The sequence below is a fragment of the Chryseosolibacter indicum genome, from assembly GCF_018598585.1.
Classification (GTDB): domain Bacteria; phylum Bacteroidota; class Bacteroidia; order Cytophagales; family Cyclobacteriaceae; genus Chryseosolibacter; species Chryseosolibacter indicus.
Genome location: NZ_JAHESD010000032.1, coordinates 17,099 through 35,103, shown reverse-complemented (window position 1 = coordinate 35,103; position 18,005 = coordinate 17,099). Strand labels below are relative to the sequence as shown.

Genomic DNA, 18,005 nt, shown 5'->3' with positions numbered 1-18,005 from the left:
TGCTTGCTTGTTGCATAGCCTGATACTTCAGCACGACCCTGAACCCCTTCGGCATAATACATACTTTATGCTGAAGGGGTTTTACTTGTCAGGTTGTTTTAGAGATTATTTCAGAACAGATTCAGGCGGTGCCTTTGATTTATCTGGCTTTTACCTGACTTTATTTAATTCTTAAGAACGACTGGCTGTGGATCTAATTTGCGCAGGTGTGTATTGCGGGCTTTTATAACAAGCGTGATAATAAAACCACAGGTAGCCAATAAAGCGCCAACATACATAGGAGAAGTATATCCTAACCCCGCCGCAATTGGCAAGCCACCGAGAAAAGCACCTAATGCGTTGCCCATGTTAGCACTCGCCTGTAAAGCACTGGAAGCGATCATTTCAGATCCCTTCGCAGCATTAATCATGAGCATTTGCATGGGAGCAATTACGGCAAAAGCGATAGCTCCGGTAATGAAGGTCATGATTATAGTGAGCACTTTATATTCGGCAATTACAGACACAATAAGCAGAGAGGAGATCATGCCCAATAGCAGTAACGCCGTTGTTCTTAAAGGAGAATATTTATCAGCAAGGCGTCCGCCGATAAGATTGCCCGCGGCCATCCCTAACCCGGCAATGATCATGATAAATGTAATAGAATTGCTTTCGAAATGCGCTACTTCAGTCATCAAAGGAGCGATGTAGCTGATCCAGGCAAATAGTCCTCCGGTACCTATTGTTGACACGCCAATAATAAGCCATACTTCCAACTTTTTAAAAGCACTCAGCATAGGTTCGGAATTCTGTTCGTGATCATCTTCCAGAAGAGGCATCCATTTCTTTACAGCGAGGGCTGTTATTAAACCAAACAAGGCTACAATCATAAAAGACAATCGCCAACTGAAGTTATGACCAATGTACGTGCCGATAGGTACACCTACGATGTTGGCAATTGTAAGTCCTGCAAACATGAGCGCAACTGCTTGAGCTTTTTTCCCCGGCTCAGCAAGCCTGCTGGCTACAACGGCACCAACGCCAAAGAACGCGCCGTGTGGTAGTCCAGACAGTAATCTTGTTACAAAGAGTAATATGTAATTGGGTGATAAGGCAAAAAGAGCATTGAAAACGGCAAACATGATCATTAACCCAATGAGGATGTTTTTTGCCGCATACTTTCTTGTGAGGCCAGCCATTAAAGGAGCCCCGATAACGACACCGAGCGCATAAGCTGAGATGAGATAGCCAGCGGTTGGTATTGATATGTGCAGGGAATTAGATACATCAGGCAGAACTCCCATCATCATAAATTCTGTCATGCCCAGGCTTAGCCCGCCCAATGTTAGTGATATAAGACTACGTTTCATAAATCGTTTAAATACAAATAAATGTGAATTAACAGTAAGTAATTCGAGTGCTTTAATAACTAAAGGTTAAGTTAAAATGTTCGCAATATCAACAAGCCTCTTGCAATTCCAACGCTTTAATGTGACTACAATGACTTCTATTCATGAGTGCAAACGTTATCAAAAGGATTAGCTGTTATTTTAACAAACCGGTTTTTAATACAAGAGTTTCTCTACATTTGAGCCACACTCGTTTAAATCAAACTAAAGTTTATCATTCATTCGTATGACAAAGACGCTAACCTTATTAATCCTTTTATCACTTTCAATAAAAGGCTTAACACAAACACCAGAGGAAAAACTTAATACATTGGGTATAACGCTTCCCCAGATAGGTTCTCCGATTGCCAACTATGTTCATGGCGTACAGGTTAATAATCTGATCTTTTTATCAGGCAAAGGGCCGTTGTTAATGGATGGAAAGTATATGCAGGGAAAACTTGGCAAAGATGTAAGCATGGAAAAAGGTTATGAGGCAGCGCGACTAACAGCCATCCAGCAGATTTCCGTTTTAAAAAACATGCTAGGAGATCTTCGTAAGGTGAAGAGAATTGTAAAGGTAAATGGATTTGTTAACAGTGAAGATACTTTTTATGATCATCCAAAAGTTGTTAATGGTTTTTCTGATCTGATGGTAGAAGTTTTTGGTGAAAAAGGGAAACATGCAAGAACGGCGCTGGGTGTAAATGCGCTACCATTAAATATGATTGTAGAGGTGGAATGTATTGTTGAAGTAGAACAATAAGTACGTTCCTTCTTCAGCAGGACGTGTAGTGGGGGATAGCCTTCGGGAACGATAACAAACAATTCAAGAAGATATATTATTACTCTTAAAGAATATCTAATAGCTGCTTCAACTATTGACTACCTAAAGAATACATGCTACCTATGCAGTTTACAACCCCACTCACATACTTAGGTAGCTTTATAATTCTTCTACAGGATATTTACTCTAAATAACGTCAATATGAAAATTGGGATTGCTGCAGATCATGGGGGATTTTTCTTAAAGGAAAAACTTCGGGAAAGACTTTCGCGAATGGGTCATAATGTAAAAGATTTTGGAGCCAGTTCATTAAATGATGCAGATGATTATCCTGATCTTGTTACGCCACTTGCCAATGCTGTAAGCTTAGGCGTAGTCGAACGGGGCATAGCGATCTGCGGAAGTGGCGTGGGCGCCTCAATCGCCGCCAATAAAATAAAAGGCGTAAGGGCAGCACTTGTGCATGATACATTTTCGGCACACCAGGGTGTTGAAGATGACAATATGAACCTGATATGCCTGGGAGGAAGGGTAATAGGAGAGAAGCTGGCGGAAGAGATTATTGATACCTTTCTTAAAGCGGAGTTTACAAATGCAGAAAGACATTTACGCAGGTTAAAAAAAATCTCTGATCTTGAGGAGCATTAATCAAACTTTTAAATTTTATTTACCTGAGCAAATAAAAACTAATGAAAAACGATTCTAGTGTTTTTGGAATAATAGGTATGGGAACAATGGGCCGTAACCTGTTATTAAATATGGCAGACCATGGTTTTAACGTATCCGGTCTGGATAAAGATGAAAGTAAAATTACATTGTTGAGAAAGGAAGCAGGATCACTTCCGGTTAAAGGTTTTAGTGCTGTACAGGATTTTATAAACAGTTTACAAACGCCTCGTGCAATTATGATGCTTGTTCCTGCTGGTAAGATTGTTGATGAAGTAATACAAGAGTTGACACCACTTTTAAGCAAAGGCGACTTGATAATAGATGGTGGTAACTCTCATTTCTCTGACACAAACAGAAGGGTAGAAGAATTAAAGGACAAAGGATTGCACTTCTTTGGAATGGGCATATCGGGAGGTGAAGAAGGTGCACGCCGTGGCCCGAGTATGATGCCAGGCGGGGATCAAAAAGCCTACGAAGTAGTAAGGCCGATTTTTGAAGCAGTTGCAGCAAAAGTTAAAGGCGATCCATGTGTGACTTATGTAGGTCCTGGGGCATCTGGTCACTTTGTGAAGATGGTGCATAATGGCATCGAATATGGTATTATGCAGTTGATAGCAGAGGCATATGAGTTTATGAAGAGAGGCTTGAAGCTTTCTGATGAAAAGATTCATGCTACATTTAAAAAGTGGAATGAAGGTAGACTACAATCATTTCTTATTGAGATAACACGCGATATTTTCACCTTCAAAGAACCTGGGGTTGATCATCTTCTCGTTAATGACATTAAAGATGAAGCACGTTCTAAAGGTACAGGCAAGTGGACTTCCCAAATAGCAATGGATCTACAGGCACCACTTACGGTAATAGATACCGCAGTGTCTATGCGTGACCTTTCAAAATATAAGGCGTTGAGAACGAAAGCTGCGGAATTATATAAGAAAAATACAACTGAAATAACGTCGCAGGAATCGCTTGTAGATGCCTTGGAATCTGCGCTTTATTTTTCAACAATAATATCCTATGCACAGGGTATGCATCTTCTTTCACTAGCATCTAAAGAATTTAAATATGACCTGAAGATGGACAGCATTGCCCAAATATGGAGAGGCGGCTGTATCATTAGATCCAGTTTCCTGCAGGATATCTTCGACGCATACCAAAACGATCCATCACTACCTCACTTACTGATAGACAACTCAATTCAGACAAAAGTAAGTAGCCTGATTCCTGCGACGCGCGAAGTAGTTTCTCTTGCCATTAAATCTGGTATTGCTATACCGGGATTTACAGCAGCGATCAGCTACTTTGATAGCTTTACAAGTGAACGTATGCCTTCAAACCTTATCCAGGCACAGCGTGATTACTTTGGTGCTCATACCTACGAAAGAATTGGTAAGGAAGGTGTGTTTCATACTCAATGGATTGTTAAATAATTATTGATCCTCGTGATGGACAAATCTAAAACACGAATCCAGCTACCTGGGACAATCTTTTTTATCTTTGGTGCGTCTGGTGATCTTACTTCCCGCAAGCTTGTTCCTGCCCTATACAACCTCTTCCTTGATGGTTGGATGCCTCTTAATTTTGCTATTATTGGTATGGGCCGTTCGGCGTATACGGATGAGAAATATCGAGATCTATTATTGGAAGACATCAATAGTTACTCAAGAAACGGCAAAGCAGATGAACGCTGGACCAGCTTTTCAAAACATCTTTACTACCAGATCTCTGATATAGGAAACGATGATAGTTACCAGGAACAAGTTAGAAGGATAAATAATTTTAAAGAAACCTGGGGCGAAGAGCCAAGCGTAATTTATTATCTGGCCGTGGCGCCAAGGTTCTTTGGTACTATAGCAGAGAAGCTTGCAAAACATCAGCTTACAGCGAATACAGAAAAGACGCGAGTGGTTATCGAAAAACCATTTGGCCATGATTTTGAATCGGCAAAAGCGTTAAATCAACTTTTGAGTACCGTATTTACTGAACAGCAGATATATCGTATAGATCACTATCTCGGTAAAGAAACTGTACAAAACATTCTCGCATTCCGTTTTGCAAATTCCATTCTGGAGCCTATTTGGAACAGGAACTACATAGACCATGTTGAAATTTCTGTAACGGAACAATTGGGTGTAGAGGGGCGCGGTGGATATTACGAAGAGGCTGGTGCCTTACGGGATATGGTACAAAATCATATTTTCCAGTTGCTTTGTTTGGTAGCCATGGAGCCTCCGGTTAGTTTTCAGGCTGATGAAGTAAGAAACCGAAAGGTAGATGTACTGCACGCGATGAGAAAGTTTAAGCCTGAAGATGTGGCAAAGAACGCTGTAAGAGGCCAATATGGAAGTGGTTGGATTGAAGGAAAGCAGGTTAAGGGATATAGAGAGGAAGAGAATGTAAACCCCGAGTCAAATACTGAGACGTTTGCTGCATTAAAATTATTTATTGACAACTGGCGTTGGCATGGTGTTCCCTTTTATTTACGCACGGGCAAAAGAATGCATCAGACAGCCTCTACGATAACAATACAATTTAAGGATGTACCCCATATGATCTTTCCTACTGAAACCATTGAAGGATGGCAGCAGAACAGACTCATCATAAGTATACAACCTGAAATGAGTATCCGACTTCAAATGCAGGCAAAACGCCCTGGGTTGAGTATGACATTAAACCCTATAGATCTCATTTTTGACTATAGAGGGGCATATGAAGGACAATCTCCAGAAGCCTATGAGACCCTTTTGCTTGATACGATGATTGGAGATCAGACATTGTTTATGAGAGCTGATCAGGTTGAAGCAGCATGGGACTTGCTTATGCCCGTTCTGAATTCCTGGAGCGCGAAAAAGAGCTTGAACTTCCCAAATTACTCGGCTGACTCCTGGGGACCAGAACTTGCTGAAGCACTTATCGCAAAAGATGGATTTCATTGGTTTACCCTTCCATTAAAAAACAAGAAATAAAGATGCTTCATATAACAGATAGCCTTGAATCATTGCTTGCGGATACTGCTGATTTCTTTGTCAGACAAGCTAACGATGCAATTCAAAACTCGGGGAAGTTTACAGTTGCATTATCTGGCGGCAGTTCACCTAAGCTATTGTATACATTGCTAGCCTCAGATCGTTATAGCGACAAAGTTAAATGGGAGCACGTATATTTCTTTTTTGGTGATGAGCGCTTTGTTCCGTCAAACGATCCTCAGAGTAATTACAGAATGGCAAGAGAAACATTGTTTGATCCCCTGTTGATTACAAATGATAAAGTGTTTCCTGTTAATACAACGGTATCTCCGGCAGAGTCTGCGCTGTTGTATGAACAAGCTATAAAAAATCATTTGGGCGTAGCTGGTAAATTTGACTTAATACTATTGGGGTTGGGAGACAACTCACACACCGCTTCTCTCTTTCCGCATACCGCTGTTCTGCATGAAAAGCAATCACTAGTAAAGGAGGTTTTCGTACAGGAAGTTAACCAATACAGAATCACATTAACAGCACCATTAATTAATGATGCAAAGACAATTGCTTTCCTGGTTTATGGCAAAGGAAAGGCCGATGCAGTTCATCATATTTTAAAGGATCCTTTTAATCCTGAAGAATATCCTGCCCAACTTATTCAACCTATTTCTGGCAGCGTGCATTGGTTTCTTGATAAGGATGCAGCATCACGAGTAGCTTAAGTAATAATTTGTACCTCTATATGGATGGAGGTACAAATTACTTTAACTGACTATCAGGAGTTACAACGCACAATTTCAACAAGCTTACGAGCACCGTTTCAGTTCCTTCCTTGCCTCGCCTGATTCTTTAAACATTAAAGGGGAAAAATCCCCCTTTTCATGTCATAGGCGAGAAATACCTTTGAATAATTAATAGTCTATGTAACAAGCCTTGTTTAGGGTTTACCTTTTTATCTGCAGGGTTTTATCGATAGATTAGACGTACAATTAAAAGCTAAACCAAATGAACCAAAAGAAAGTCATCCAACTATTTACCTTGCTTACGTTTACATTCATTGCAGGGTGCGAACGCGATAATGTTTCTACAGAAAAACCTAAAGAGACAATTTCCTTAGAAAGAGCACATGAAATGTATGTGGCTTATCAAAGAAAGTTTAATGCCCTAACGGAGCTAAGAGGTGGAAATGAAGACGCAAGTTCAGGGTGGCATTCGATAGAGTTTTACAAAAATTATATCGCTTACCTTGAGGAGGCTTCTAAAAAAGTTAAGATGGAGGTGTCTGGCCTTCGTCTCTATTATGTTGCCTATCCTGATGACGAGAAGTCAGGAGAGTACAGAGATTATCAAACGTATATACTTGTCCCAACCTATTTTGACAAGAAGACGAACAGTCATGTTGCATTCGACCCACTACATATCGATGAACGAGGTAACCCTTTGCCTATTCATGAGGTTATAACCAAAGGCATGTCAAATCGTAATACACCTATGAATTTAAAAAGTAGAGAACTTCAATCAGCAGAGACTGCCAGTTCAATTGCTAATATGGCAATGATGTGCAGGCCCAACTGCCCATCTTCGTTATGATAAATCTTTTTACGGTAATACAGATCTTCGAACTGCTAACAGCTATTATAGCTTCTATACATTATAAAAAATACTCAGGTACATTCCTGAAGTATTTTTTATATATGTTATGGTTGGTAGTTATAATAGAAGCTTTTATTTGGTTATTTATGATCAATGGCGTTATCGTTCAAAATAACTTTATCTATAATATTTTTACTTCCTTGCAATACGTGTTTTATTACGTGCTGTTCTATAACACACTGGTAAATGACACCTACAAAAAATGGATAAGAGCTTTTATTATACTATTCATTTTATTAGTGATAATCAACTTCGTCTGGATTCAAAAGCTAACTGTAACTGTAACATTTCATTCATATACTTTTACAGTTGGAGCCATACTTCTTATAATAACAATAGGATTGTTTTTTATTGAAATATTGAATAATGAGAAGGTCTTATACTTTACCCGTTATCTTATGTTTTGGATAAGTATAGGATTGTTGGTATTTTATACAGGAATAATTCCTTATATAATAAGTCTTAACCTCTTGCCGGAAATGTTAAGCAACGATAGTTTGACAATAATTTTCATTGTATTGAATGTTGTGATGTATAGTTGCTTTATTTTCGGATTTGTATTTAGCAAAAAGTATTACTGATATGCCCCTGATGATGAACATCATTCTATGGAGAGAGAGGTAGTTTTTGTTGCTACTGTTACCCTCGTAGTATTGGTAGCTATGATTATTATTCTTTTTGTAATATTTCAAAGCAAGAAGAATAAGTATATCATAAAGCAACTCGAGGCTGAACAGAAGATGGAGCAGGAGATTGCAAAATCACAAATGGAAATTCAGGAGCAAAGTCTCAAGAATATAGGGTGGGAGCTACATGATAATATTGGGCAGTTACTTGCTGTTGCTAAAATGCAACTCAGTATTCTCAGTCCTAAATTGCCAGATCAATATCGTAATAACGTAAAAGAAATAAACACTTTAATTGCTGATAGCCTTCAGGAGATCCGTTTGCTTTCTAAAACTCTTAACCCAGAAGTGATACTTAACTTGGGGCTGGTAAAATCAATTGAATGTGAGCTGGAACGTTTTAATAAACTTAATTTTCTTAAAGCGCAACTTACCGTTTCCGGAGAGGAGGTAAAGCTTGCGCAGAAGGATGAGATTATTCTCTTTCGAATTCTGCAAGAATTCTTCTCCAATTCTATAAAGCACTCCAGGGCTGGCGAATTGAATGTTCTCTTGGAGTATCATGATGATTATTTAATGATTAAAGCAAAAGATAATGGCGTTGGTTTTAATGATGAAGGAACTATGGAAAAGGGGGGATCAGGATTGATCAATATGAGAAGCCGTGCTCAATTGATTGGTGCAATTTTTACAATTAATTCCGCGGTAAATGAAGGCGTATGTTTGTCTTTATGTTATACCTATAGATATCAGGATGTATGAGGCCGGTAGTTACCATAGTCGTAGTAGATGATCATTCTCTTTTTGCACAAGCATTGGAGAATCTTATTAATTCATTTGGCGAATTCAAAGTGCTGTACCATGTAAAGAATGGACAAGAGTTCGTTAAGAAATTAGCACATATAGAAAATGTACCGGATCTTGCTGTAATAGACATCAACATGCCTGTAATGGATGGAGTTGAAACGACCCGATGGCTAAAGAAAAATTATCCCACTGTAAATGTAATTGCACTTTCTATGGATGATGATGAACCTACGATTATAAGAATGCTGAGGGCAGGAGCGCGGGGATACCTGCTTAAAGATATTAGTCCAACAATTCTTCATGATGCGTTTAAAGATGTTATTGATAAAGGTTTTTATTATTCGAATTGTATCACTAATCACGTCCTTACATCGCTACACCGTGGTAAGGAGGCTGACCACGAATTGAAGGACCGCGAGGTTGAATTTTTAAAACTTGCTTGTACGGAAATGACTTATAAAGAAATTGCCGGAGCTATGTGTTTAAGCCCTAAAACTATTGACGGGTACAGGGAGTCATTATTTGAAAAATTACAGATTAAAAGTCGCGTAGGACTGGTTATCTATGCGATCAAGAACAAAATATACAAACCTGAATAAACTTGTCGGTTTAGGGCCTACCTGTGCTCTTTTTAACCGGCTTTTATAATTTTATACGTATAAAAATTTCGTCTATTATCTAACCCCGTAATTTTTATACTCTTATGTGTATAATTACTACAACTTTCTTCCCAACCACCATAGAAAGTAAGAGGTTAAACTTGCTTTAGGAGCGTTTATAAAGGATATTTTGTGATAAACCCCTCAGAAAACGTTTTCAATGTAAAATCTTAACCTACACTTATTGTAGCGCTAATTTAATTTTTATTTTTTTTAAGAATTTATTAAACCAGCGTTAAAACTTCTTTTACTTTTGGACTAAAATACGATATTGGTCTAAAACACTGGCTAATCGTTTGATGGATGATAGACTAAAAACACGGGTTTATCCGACTAGCAATAAGTATCTTCGATTAGACCCTCCATATATGCCCCTAAATAGCGTATTTATGGAACGTAAAAGATATGATATAACAAACATATGAAGAAACCCTTACAGGCTAGAATTGCAAGTTTCTCTGCTGCCAAGGAGGCAAGACAAAAGGGAATATATCCTTATTTCAGGCCCATAGAATCCGCACAGGACACAGAGGTGATTATTAATGGGAAAAAGGTTTTAATGTTTGGTTCGAATTCCTATCTGGGATTAACTAATCACCCTTACATAAAAGAATCAGCTCAAAAGGCTTTGAAAAAATACGGTTCAGGATGTGCAGGTTCCAGATTCCTTAATGGTACTTTGGATCTTCATCTTGAGTTGGAGAATAAGATTGCTGTCTTTACCGGTAAAGAGGCTGCTTTAATATTCAGCACAGGGTTTCAAGTAAATCTGGGAGTTATGTCAAGTTTAACATCCAGGAATGATTATCTCATTCTGGATGAATATGACCATGCTTCTATTTATGATGGTACTCGCCTTTCTTTTTCCCGTATAATTAAATATGCACATAATGATATGGCAGATCTTCAGCGGAGATTAAACTCACTGCCTGAAGAATCAGTAAAGATCATTGCAGTAGACGGAATTTTTAGCATGGAGGGCGATATTGCTAAACTTCCTGAAATAGTTACAATAGCCGAGAAATTTGGAGCTACTATCATGGTGGATGATGCCCATAGTCTTGGTGTGATAGGAACGATGGGAGCAGGTACTGCTTCTCATTTTAACCTGGTGAATCAGGTGGATATTATCACTGGAACATTCAGCAAATCCCTGGCTTCTCTAGGGGGCTTTGTTGCAAGTGATAGTGAAACAATCGATTATCTTAAGCATCACGCACGATCATTGATTTTTAGTGCCAGCATGACGCCTGCATCAACAGCCAGTGCACTTGCTGCCCTTGAAATTATGGAAACAGAACCTGAGCACATGCAGCAATTATGGAGTAATACCAGATATGCTATGCACCTTCTTAAAGAAGAAGGTTTTGATACAGGGCACACTGAAAGTCCAATTATCCCGATATATGTTCGCGATAATGAAAAGACCTTCATTATTACGAGTTTGCTACAACAGGAAGGAGTTTTTGTGAACCCGGTAGTATCTCCGGCAGTTCCTTCAGACTCTTCGCTGTTACGTTTTTCATTAATGGCAACTCATACATTTAGTCAAATAGAAGAAGCTGTAACCAAACTTTCGAAAGTATTCAAGCAAGTTGGTATAGTGGAAGCAAAAGAGCCCATTAAATGAAGCAAATTGTAGCTGTCTCAAGCAAAAAAGAAATTAAGTCTTTTATTGATTTTCCTCACGATCTATACAAAAATGACCCTTGCTATGTGCCCGAGTTATTTATTGCACAAGAGGATTTACTAACGCCAGGCAAACATCCTTTTCATGAGCACTCACGTGTTCAACTTTTTCTTGCTTACAATAATGGAAAAGTAGAAGGGAGGATTGCTGCGATCTTAAATAACAACTACAATAAATTTAATAACACAAATGAGGGATTCTTTGGATTTTACGATTGTGTTAATGATGAAGAAACAAGCAACATGCTTTTTAAGCATGCTTCAGATTGGTTGAAGGCGCAGGGTGTTTTAGCGGTAATTGGTCCTACTAATTTTTCAACGAACGAAACTTGTGGATTGCTGGTTGAAGGATATGATACGCCACCATTTGCTATGATGACTTACAACAAGCCCTATTATCAATCTCTCATTGAGAATAATGGCTTTAGTAAAAAAGTAGACTTGATAGCGTACAAGTTCGGTGATAGCGGATACAATGATAAGAGCGTGAAAGTAAAGGAGGTTCTACTTCGACGCTTGCAAAGTAAGGGAGTAACCATTCGCCCGGTTGATAAGAAAAATTACGAGCGAGAGGTAGAAAGAATCAGAGAAGTATACAACGCGGCGTGGGATAAAAACCTTGGGTTTGTTCCGATGACGAAAGAGGAGTTCGACTATCTGGCTAAAGATTTAAAACTTATACTAGATACTGATTTTTGTATGGTAGCTGAGAAAGATGGTAAGGCAATTGCTTTTGCATTGGCAGTACCGGATATCAATCAGGTATTGATTAAAGTTAAGCGTGGCAGACTATTTCCGTTTGGGATATTTAAACTACTGCTTGGTCTTAAAAAAATCGATGGTTTGCGAATTATCGCCCTTGGGGTAATGGAGGGTTATCGTAAGCTTGGTATAGAAGCTTGTTTTTACGGAAACATCATTGAGGCTTATAGGAAGAAGAACTTTAAGCATGCTGAAGCTTCATGGATACTGGAGGATAACGAATTAATGAACAGAGCTATTCAAAATATTAACGGCTTTCCATATAAGCGTTATCGGATTTTTGAAAGGGCACTATGAAGGAAAAAGTTTTAATTACTGGAGCAAGTGGCTTTGTGGGGTATCATCTCATTCAGGCTGCATTAAAAAACGGACTGGAAGTTTTTGCTTCGGTTCGTGCATCCAGTAAAATAGAACACCTGAAAGGTTTACCTATTCACTTCAACTACACAAACCTCTTTGATGAAAAGGCAATTGAACGGGATTTGCAGGAGAAGCGATACGACTATATCATACACGCTGCAGGCGTAACCAAAGCGAAGAATCAAAACGAATATGATTACGCTAATGCTGAACTTACGCGTAAGCTTGGTTTAGCCGTGGTAAATTCAGGATTGCAACTAAAGAAGTTTGTATTTATAAGTAGCCTTGCTGCTATGGGGCCCTCGAATGACAATGAGCTTATTAACGAACAACGAGAAGCACGGCCTGTAACACAGTATGGAAAAAGTAAGCTGTTGGCAGAACAATATTTAGCTGAAATAATTTCATTACCATTAATCGTACTACGCCCTACTGCAGTATATGGACCACGTGAGCGTGACATATTTATAGTTTTGAAACTAATCGCTCAAGGTGTTGAAGCCTATATTGGTAGAATCGATCAGAAGTTGAGTTTTATACATGTAACAGACCTTGCTAATATTACTTTAAATGCCTTACAAAGTAATGTTACAGGAAAAACTTATAATGTTTCGGATGGCAAATATTATGATCGGTATGCATTAGCAGACTTTGCCAAATCTTTTCTTAAAAAGAAAACGTTGAAGTTTCATATTCCTAAGAGCGTAGTTCAGTTAATCGCGTTAATACAAGAGTTTGTTGGCAATGTAAGCGGAACCACACCCGCGTTGAATAGAAACAAGTTAGCAGAGCTAACGGCATCAAACTGGGCTTGTAGTATCGAATCTCTTCGGAAAGATTTAAGCTTTAATCCTGTATATGATCTTGAAAAAGGATTGGCAGAAACATTGACATGGTATAGTGAAAACAAATGGCTTAAGTAATAAATAAAATGGGTTTATAATTTTAATCATATACATATGAAAGAACAAATCGAACTAGCTAACGGAAAACTGGGTATTCTAATTCCGGGTCTTGGTGCAGTAGCTACCACGATGATTGCCGGAGTTGAAGCAGTAAAAAAAGGGCTTGCACATCCTGTAGGTTCGTTAACCCAAACGGGTAATATCCGTTTAGGTAAACGTACTGAAAACCGGTTTCCTAAAATTAAAGACTTCGTACCTCTCGCTGATCTGAACGATATCGTATTTGGGGGCTGGGATGTATATGAGGACAATGTTTATGAAGCTGCTGTTAATGCAAAGGTTCTTGAACTAGGACTATTGCAACCGATAAAGGGTGAATTAGAAAAGATTAAGCCTATGAAGGCTGTCTTCGACAAGGCATATATCAAAAATCTTGATGGCAAAAATATCAAAAGTGAAACTAATAAGTATGACCTGGCACTTGCTGTAATGAAAGACATTGAGAATTTCCAGAAAGTAAATGGATGTTCTCGCATGGTAATGGTATGGTGTGGATCTACTGAAAAATATATCGAAGAAACTGATGTACATAAAGACATCTACAGTTTCGAGGCAGGTTTGAGAGACAATGATCCAATGATTTCACCAAGTATGATCTATGCTTATGCTGCGATTAAGAAAGGTGTACCATTTGCCAATGGCGCTCCGAACCTTACTTGTGATATTCCTGCCTTGGTTTCTCTTTCTAAAGAAATGGGTGTTCCAATTGGTGGAAAAGATTTTAAAACGGGCCAGACATTAATGAAGACTATTCTTGCTCCTGGTTTGCATGCACGTGCGCTAGGTATCCGAGGATGGTTCTCAACCAATATTCTTGGAAACCGTGACGGTTGGGTTTTGGATGACCCGGATAACTTTAGAACAAAGGAAGTATCAAAACTTGGTGTTCTTGAAGATATTCTTCGTCCTGATGCTAACCCTGAACTGTATGGTGAATTGTATCATAAAATCAGAATTAATTACTATCCTCCGCATGGCGATAACAAAGAAAGCTGGGATAACATTGATATTTTCGGTTGGTTAGGTTATCCAATGCAGATTAAAATAAACTTCCTGTGTCGTGATTCAATTCTTGCAGCTCCAATTGTATTAGACCTTGCTTTGTTCTTTGACCTTGCAAAACGCGCCAATATGAGTGGTATTCAAGAATGGCTTTCATTCTATTTTAAATCACCACAAACGGCAGAAGGATTACGTCCAGAGCACGACATCTTTAAGCAATTGATCAAATTACAAAATACGTTGCGCCATATGATGGGTGAAGATTTGATCACGCATCTTGGGCTTGATTATTACCAGGATCTGGTTGAGGCTTTATAATTCAATGGATAAGATTATCGCCACCGGTTTGGGTATTGGATATATGGGAAGAGGCAGTGGTACAATTGCAGCTGCTCTCAGTGCTGGTGTCTGGTATACTATCGGTGGTGGTAATTCTTCGATTCAATTAGTAGTTACAATTGTTATAGTATTGATAGGTATTTGGTCTGCAACTTCTGTTGAGAGAATATGGGGAGTAGACAGTAACAAAGTTGTGGTAGACGAAATAGCTGGTATGTGTATAAGCTTACTTTTTCTTCCGGCTACGCTAATTATTACCTGTAGTGGCCTAGTGTTATTTAGATTCTTTGACATTCTTAAACCGTTTTATATAAGAAAGGCAGAGAACTTACCGGCTGGATGGGGTGTTATGGCGGATGATATCTTGGCAGGAATCTATACAAATATCCTGCTGCAGATAGCAGTTCAATTACACTGGTTTTAGTATGACATTTCTTAAATCACAAGCAGCTTCTTTGATTGCATCAATTATAGACTTGCTTGTAATGATTTTGCTGGTGGAAGTTTTCGGAGTATGGTATGGTGTTGCAAGTGTAATTGGCAATATAAGTGGCGCCACAACTAATTTCGTAATTGGCAGAGTTTGGGTTTTTGAAGCTACGGATAAGTCATCTGTACAACAGGCGTGGAAATACGCTCTGGTATGGTTCGGCTATGTTGTAATTAGTTTTCTTTTACTGATTCTCGTAAAAGATATTTTTAATGTGAACTATAAATATGCAAAAGTACTTGTAGCAGTAGTAGTGGGTATAACCTACAATTATATGTTGCAAAGGAAATTTGTCTTCAGATAAGACCCTACATATGAAGTACTTATACAAAGTTATGGTAATTGCTTTTATGCTAATAGCAATTTCAGTAAAAGCTCAAACGACCATAATAACAGGAACAGTAATAGATAGTGAAACAAAAGAACCTCTTCCTTTTGTCAACGTATACCTGAAAGGATCAACGATTGGTAACGTTACTGATATTAATGGCAATTATTCAATACATACTTCATCCACAGCATATACAGAAATTCAATTTTCTTTTCTTGGTTATAAAACCATTACAAGAAATATTATCGTTGGACAAACACAAAAAATTGACGTTAAGCTGTTTTCAGACGCAACAGTACTCAAAGAAGTAGAAGTTGTAGCAGGAAAAGGTAGGGAGCGTTACCGTAATAAAAATAACCCTGCGGTTGATCTCGTACGGGAGATGATTGAACATAAAAAGCAGAATCGAATGGAACATTATGATTTTGCGGAGTATGAGCAATACGAAAAACTTCAAATGTCTTTAAGTAATCTTAAGGATAAATTTAAACAGCGAAAACTCTTTAGAAAATATAAGTGGCTATTTGAGAACGTAGATACGACCTCCATTCCTGGTAAAACTTTACTACCAATTTACTTGCAGGAAAACCTGACTGACGAATACTATCAAAGATCGCCAAAAAACAAGAAGTCGGTTGTTAAAGCTCATCAAAAGGTAAGCTTTGACGACTACGTCGATAATGAAGGTTTAAGTACCTACCTTAATTACCTATATAATGATATCGATATCTATGATAATAACATTACCATCCTTACAAATCAATTTTTAAGTCCAATAGCGGATGGAGCACCTACATTTTACAAATTCTATATCACAGATACATTAAAAAACGAAAATCCGGTTCTTGTAGAACTATCGTTTGCCCCCAGAAACCCTGCGGACTTCCTATTTCAGGGAAGATTGTATGTGACCCTCGATGGTAATTATGCTGTACAACGGGTTAACATGGCGGTGAATAAAAGCATAAATCTGAACTGGGTGCGTGAACTCAATGTTGAGCAAAATTTTGAAAGATCACCTGACGGGAAGTATCATGTTATAAAGAGCAGGATGAGAGCCGACTTCGGACTTTCCAAAAGTGGGGGAGGTTTATATGGAGAACGGGTAGTGTCCTATAAAAACTTCGTGATTAACTATCCTAGGTCGGAGGAGTTTTATAAGCAGGAAGAAAAATTTTCAAAAGATGATCTTAAAAATCGATCTGAGGAATACTGGAGTGCCAACAGACATGACACTTTAAGTATTGCTGAATCTAAGGTATATCAAAATATTGATAGCCTTCAAAAAATGCCATCCTTTAGGAGGACGATGGATATTGCTACCCTACTGCTTGCGGGGTATAAAAGCTTTGGATGGTGGGAGCTGGGCCCCGTTAACACATTTTACAGTTTTAACCCTGTTGAAGGTTTCCGTTTGCGCGCAGGAGGAAGAACAACACCAAAGTTTAATGAACGATTATATTTTGAGACCTATGGCGCATATGGGTTCAAGGATGAAAAATGGAAGTATTTCGTCAGTGCCAATTATTCCTTTACAGGAAGATCAATTCGTGAGTTTCCGATAAGGACATTAAAAGTAAGCTTCCAACGGGATACGAAGATTCCCGGGCAGGAACTACAATTCGTACAGGAGGATAACTTTTTACTTTCATTTAAACGCGGTGTTAATGACAAGTGGTTATACAACGACATTTGGAATGTAGATTATCTGCAGGAGTTTGAAAATCATTTCTCCTATAGAGTAGGTTTGAAATATTGGAAACAGGCACCTGCCGGTGGATTAGAATTTCTCCTTCAGGGAGAAGATTCGTTACAACCTGTGCCTCGCGTTAATACCGCTGAAGTAGCTTTAGAGTTGCGATGGGCACCTGGGGAACAATTCTACCAGGGCAAAGCATATCGTGTACCGATACCAAACAGGCATCCGATTTTTACAGCCCGTTTTAATGGAGGTATTAAAGGACTTTTTGATAGCCAGTATAATTACCAAAGTGTCGCGTTAAATGTATTTAAACGATTTTATCTTTCTCAATTCGGGTATACCGACGTGGTGGTTGAAGGTGGACACATTTTTGGAACCGTTCCGTTTCCACTTCTATCCATTCATCGAGCGAATCAAACTTACTCCTATCAATTACAGTCATACAACTTAATGAACTTCCTGGAGTTTGTAAGCGATCAGTACATAAGTGCAAATTTAGATCATTACTTTAATGGCTTTATTTTTAATAAAATTCCATTGCTAAAGAAGTTGAAATGGCGGGAAGTGGCAACTTTCAAAATACTGTATGGAAGTATAAGATCTGAGAATGATCCTCAAAAGAATAGAGAGGTATTTGCTTTTCCAGTGGATGATGCCGGCCGTGTAACAACCTTTTCGTTAAGTAAACAGCCTTATATGGAAGCAAGTGTTGGTATCGCCAATATCTTTAAGCTCTTACGTTTCGATGTTGTTAAGCGTCTTTCTTATCTCGATCACCCTGAAGTTTCGGAGTGGGGAATACGCGGAAGATTTAAATTTGATTTCTAAAAA

17 protein-coding genes are annotated in these 18,005 nt (G+C 38.5%); 16 read left to right on the top strand and 1 reads right to left on the bottom strand.

Annotation, left to right across the window (positions count from 1 at the left end; all coding sequences use genetic code 11):
- Positions 1-164: 164 nt before the first annotated feature.
- Positions 165-1,349: an MFS transporter gene (locus KK060_RS14420; protein WP_254154460.1), complete on the bottom strand. Its 1,185-nt coding sequence runs from the start codon at positions 1,347-1,349 to the stop codon at positions 165-167.
- Positions 1,350-1,614: 265 nt separating this feature from the next.
- On the opposite strand from KK060_RS14420, the gene KK060_RS14415 reads away from it, so the two are divergent.
- The 16 genes from KK060_RS14415 to KK060_RS14340 all read left to right on the top strand — a co-directional run bounded on the left by KK060_RS14415 (position 1,615) and on the right by KK060_RS14340 (position 18,002).
- Positions 1,615-2,133 carry a RidA family protein gene (locus tag KK060_RS14415; protein ID WP_254154459.1) on the top strand — a complete coding sequence of 173 codons (519 nt, stop codon included), beginning with the start codon at positions 1,615-1,617 and terminating at the stop codon, positions 2,131-2,133.
- 222 nt (positions 2,134-2,355) lie between these two features.
- The gene (locus tag KK060_RS14410) at positions 2,356-2,802 is read left to right on the top strand and encodes an RpiB/LacA/LacB family sugar-phosphate isomerase (protein WP_254154458.1); all 447 of its coding nucleotides are present in this window, start codon (positions 2,356-2,358) and stop codon (positions 2,800-2,802) included.
- A gap of 41 nt (positions 2,803-2,843) precedes the next feature.
- On the top strand, positions 2,844-4,256 hold the full coding sequence (gene gnd / locus KK060_RS14405) for an NADP-dependent phosphogluconate dehydrogenase (protein ID WP_254154457.1): 1,413 nt from the start codon (positions 2,844-2,846) through the stop codon (positions 4,254-4,256).
- Between the two features lie 15 nt (positions 4,257-4,271).
- On the top strand, positions 4,272-5,792 hold the full coding sequence (gene zwf / locus KK060_RS14400; RefSeq protein ID WP_254154456.1) for a glucose-6-phosphate dehydrogenase: 1,521 nt from the start codon (positions 4,272-4,274) through the stop codon (positions 5,790-5,792).
- Between the two features lie 2 nt (positions 5,793-5,794).
- Positions 5,795-6,511 carry a 6-phosphogluconolactonase gene (pgl, locus tag KK060_RS14395; protein ID WP_254154455.1) on the top strand — a complete coding sequence of 239 codons (717 nt, stop codon included), beginning with the start codon at positions 5,795-5,797 and terminating at the stop codon, positions 6,509-6,511.
- 283 nt (positions 6,512-6,794) lie between these two features.
- Entirely contained in the window at positions 6,795-7,379 is a 585-nt protein-coding gene (locus tag KK060_RS14390; RefSeq protein WP_254154454.1) for a hypothetical protein, read from the top strand.
- The gene (locus KK060_RS14385) at positions 7,376-8,023 is read left to right on the top strand and encodes a hypothetical protein (protein ID WP_254154453.1); all 648 of its coding nucleotides are present in this window, start codon (positions 7,376-7,378) and stop codon (positions 8,021-8,023) included. The genes KK060_RS14390 and KK060_RS14385 overlap by 4 nt, the downstream gene beginning before the upstream one ends.
- 27 nt (positions 8,024-8,050) lie before the next feature.
- Positions 8,051-8,830 carry a sensor histidine kinase gene (locus KK060_RS14380; RefSeq protein ID WP_254154452.1) on the top strand — a complete coding sequence of 260 codons (780 nt, stop codon included), beginning with the start codon at positions 8,051-8,053 and terminating at the stop codon, positions 8,828-8,830.
- Positions 8,827-9,474 (top strand): response regulator transcription factor, encoded by a 648-nt coding sequence (locus KK060_RS14375; protein WP_254154451.1) that lies wholly within the window; start codon positions 8,827-8,829, stop codon positions 9,472-9,474. The genes KK060_RS14380 and KK060_RS14375 overlap by 4 nt, the downstream gene beginning before the upstream one ends.
- 481 nt (positions 9,475-9,955) lie before the next feature.
- Positions 9,956-11,164, top strand: coding sequence for a serine palmitoyltransferase (gene spt, locus KK060_RS14370; protein WP_254154450.1), 1,209 nt, complete (start codon positions 9,956-9,958; stop codon positions 11,162-11,164).
- Positions 11,161-12,282 (top strand): hypothetical protein, encoded by a 1,122-nt coding sequence (locus KK060_RS14365; protein ID WP_254154449.1) that lies wholly within the window; start codon positions 11,161-11,163, stop codon positions 12,280-12,282. Before spt ends, KK060_RS14365 begins: the two co-directional genes overlap by 4 nt.
- Positions 12,279-13,268: an NAD-dependent epimerase/dehydratase family protein gene (locus tag KK060_RS14360; RefSeq protein ID WP_254154448.1), complete on the top strand. Its 990-nt coding sequence runs from the start codon at positions 12,279-12,281 to the stop codon at positions 13,266-13,268. The genes KK060_RS14365 and KK060_RS14360 overlap by 4 nt, the downstream gene beginning before the upstream one ends.
- 36 nt (positions 13,269-13,304) lie before the next feature.
- On the top strand, positions 13,305-14,630 hold the full coding sequence (locus tag KK060_RS14355) for an inositol-3-phosphate synthase (protein ID WP_254154447.1): 1,326 nt from the start codon (positions 13,305-13,307) through the stop codon (positions 14,628-14,630).
- Positions 14,631-14,634: 4 nt separating this feature from the next.
- Positions 14,635-15,075, top strand: coding sequence for a phosphatidylglycerophosphatase A family protein (locus KK060_RS14350; RefSeq protein ID WP_254154446.1), 441 nt, complete (start codon positions 14,635-14,637; stop codon positions 15,073-15,075).
- 1 nt (position 15,076) lies between these two features.
- Positions 15,077-15,445: a GtrA family protein gene (locus tag KK060_RS14345; protein WP_254154445.1), complete on the top strand. Its 369-nt coding sequence runs from the start codon at positions 15,077-15,079 to the stop codon at positions 15,443-15,445.
- A 10-nt stretch (positions 15,446-15,455) separates the two neighbouring features.
- Positions 15,456-18,002 carry a DUF5686 and carboxypeptidase-like regulatory domain-containing protein gene (locus KK060_RS14340; RefSeq protein ID WP_254154444.1) on the top strand — a complete coding sequence of 849 codons (2,547 nt, stop codon included), beginning with the start codon at positions 15,456-15,458 and terminating at the stop codon, positions 18,000-18,002.
- Positions 18,003-18,005: the final 3 nt, after the last annotated feature.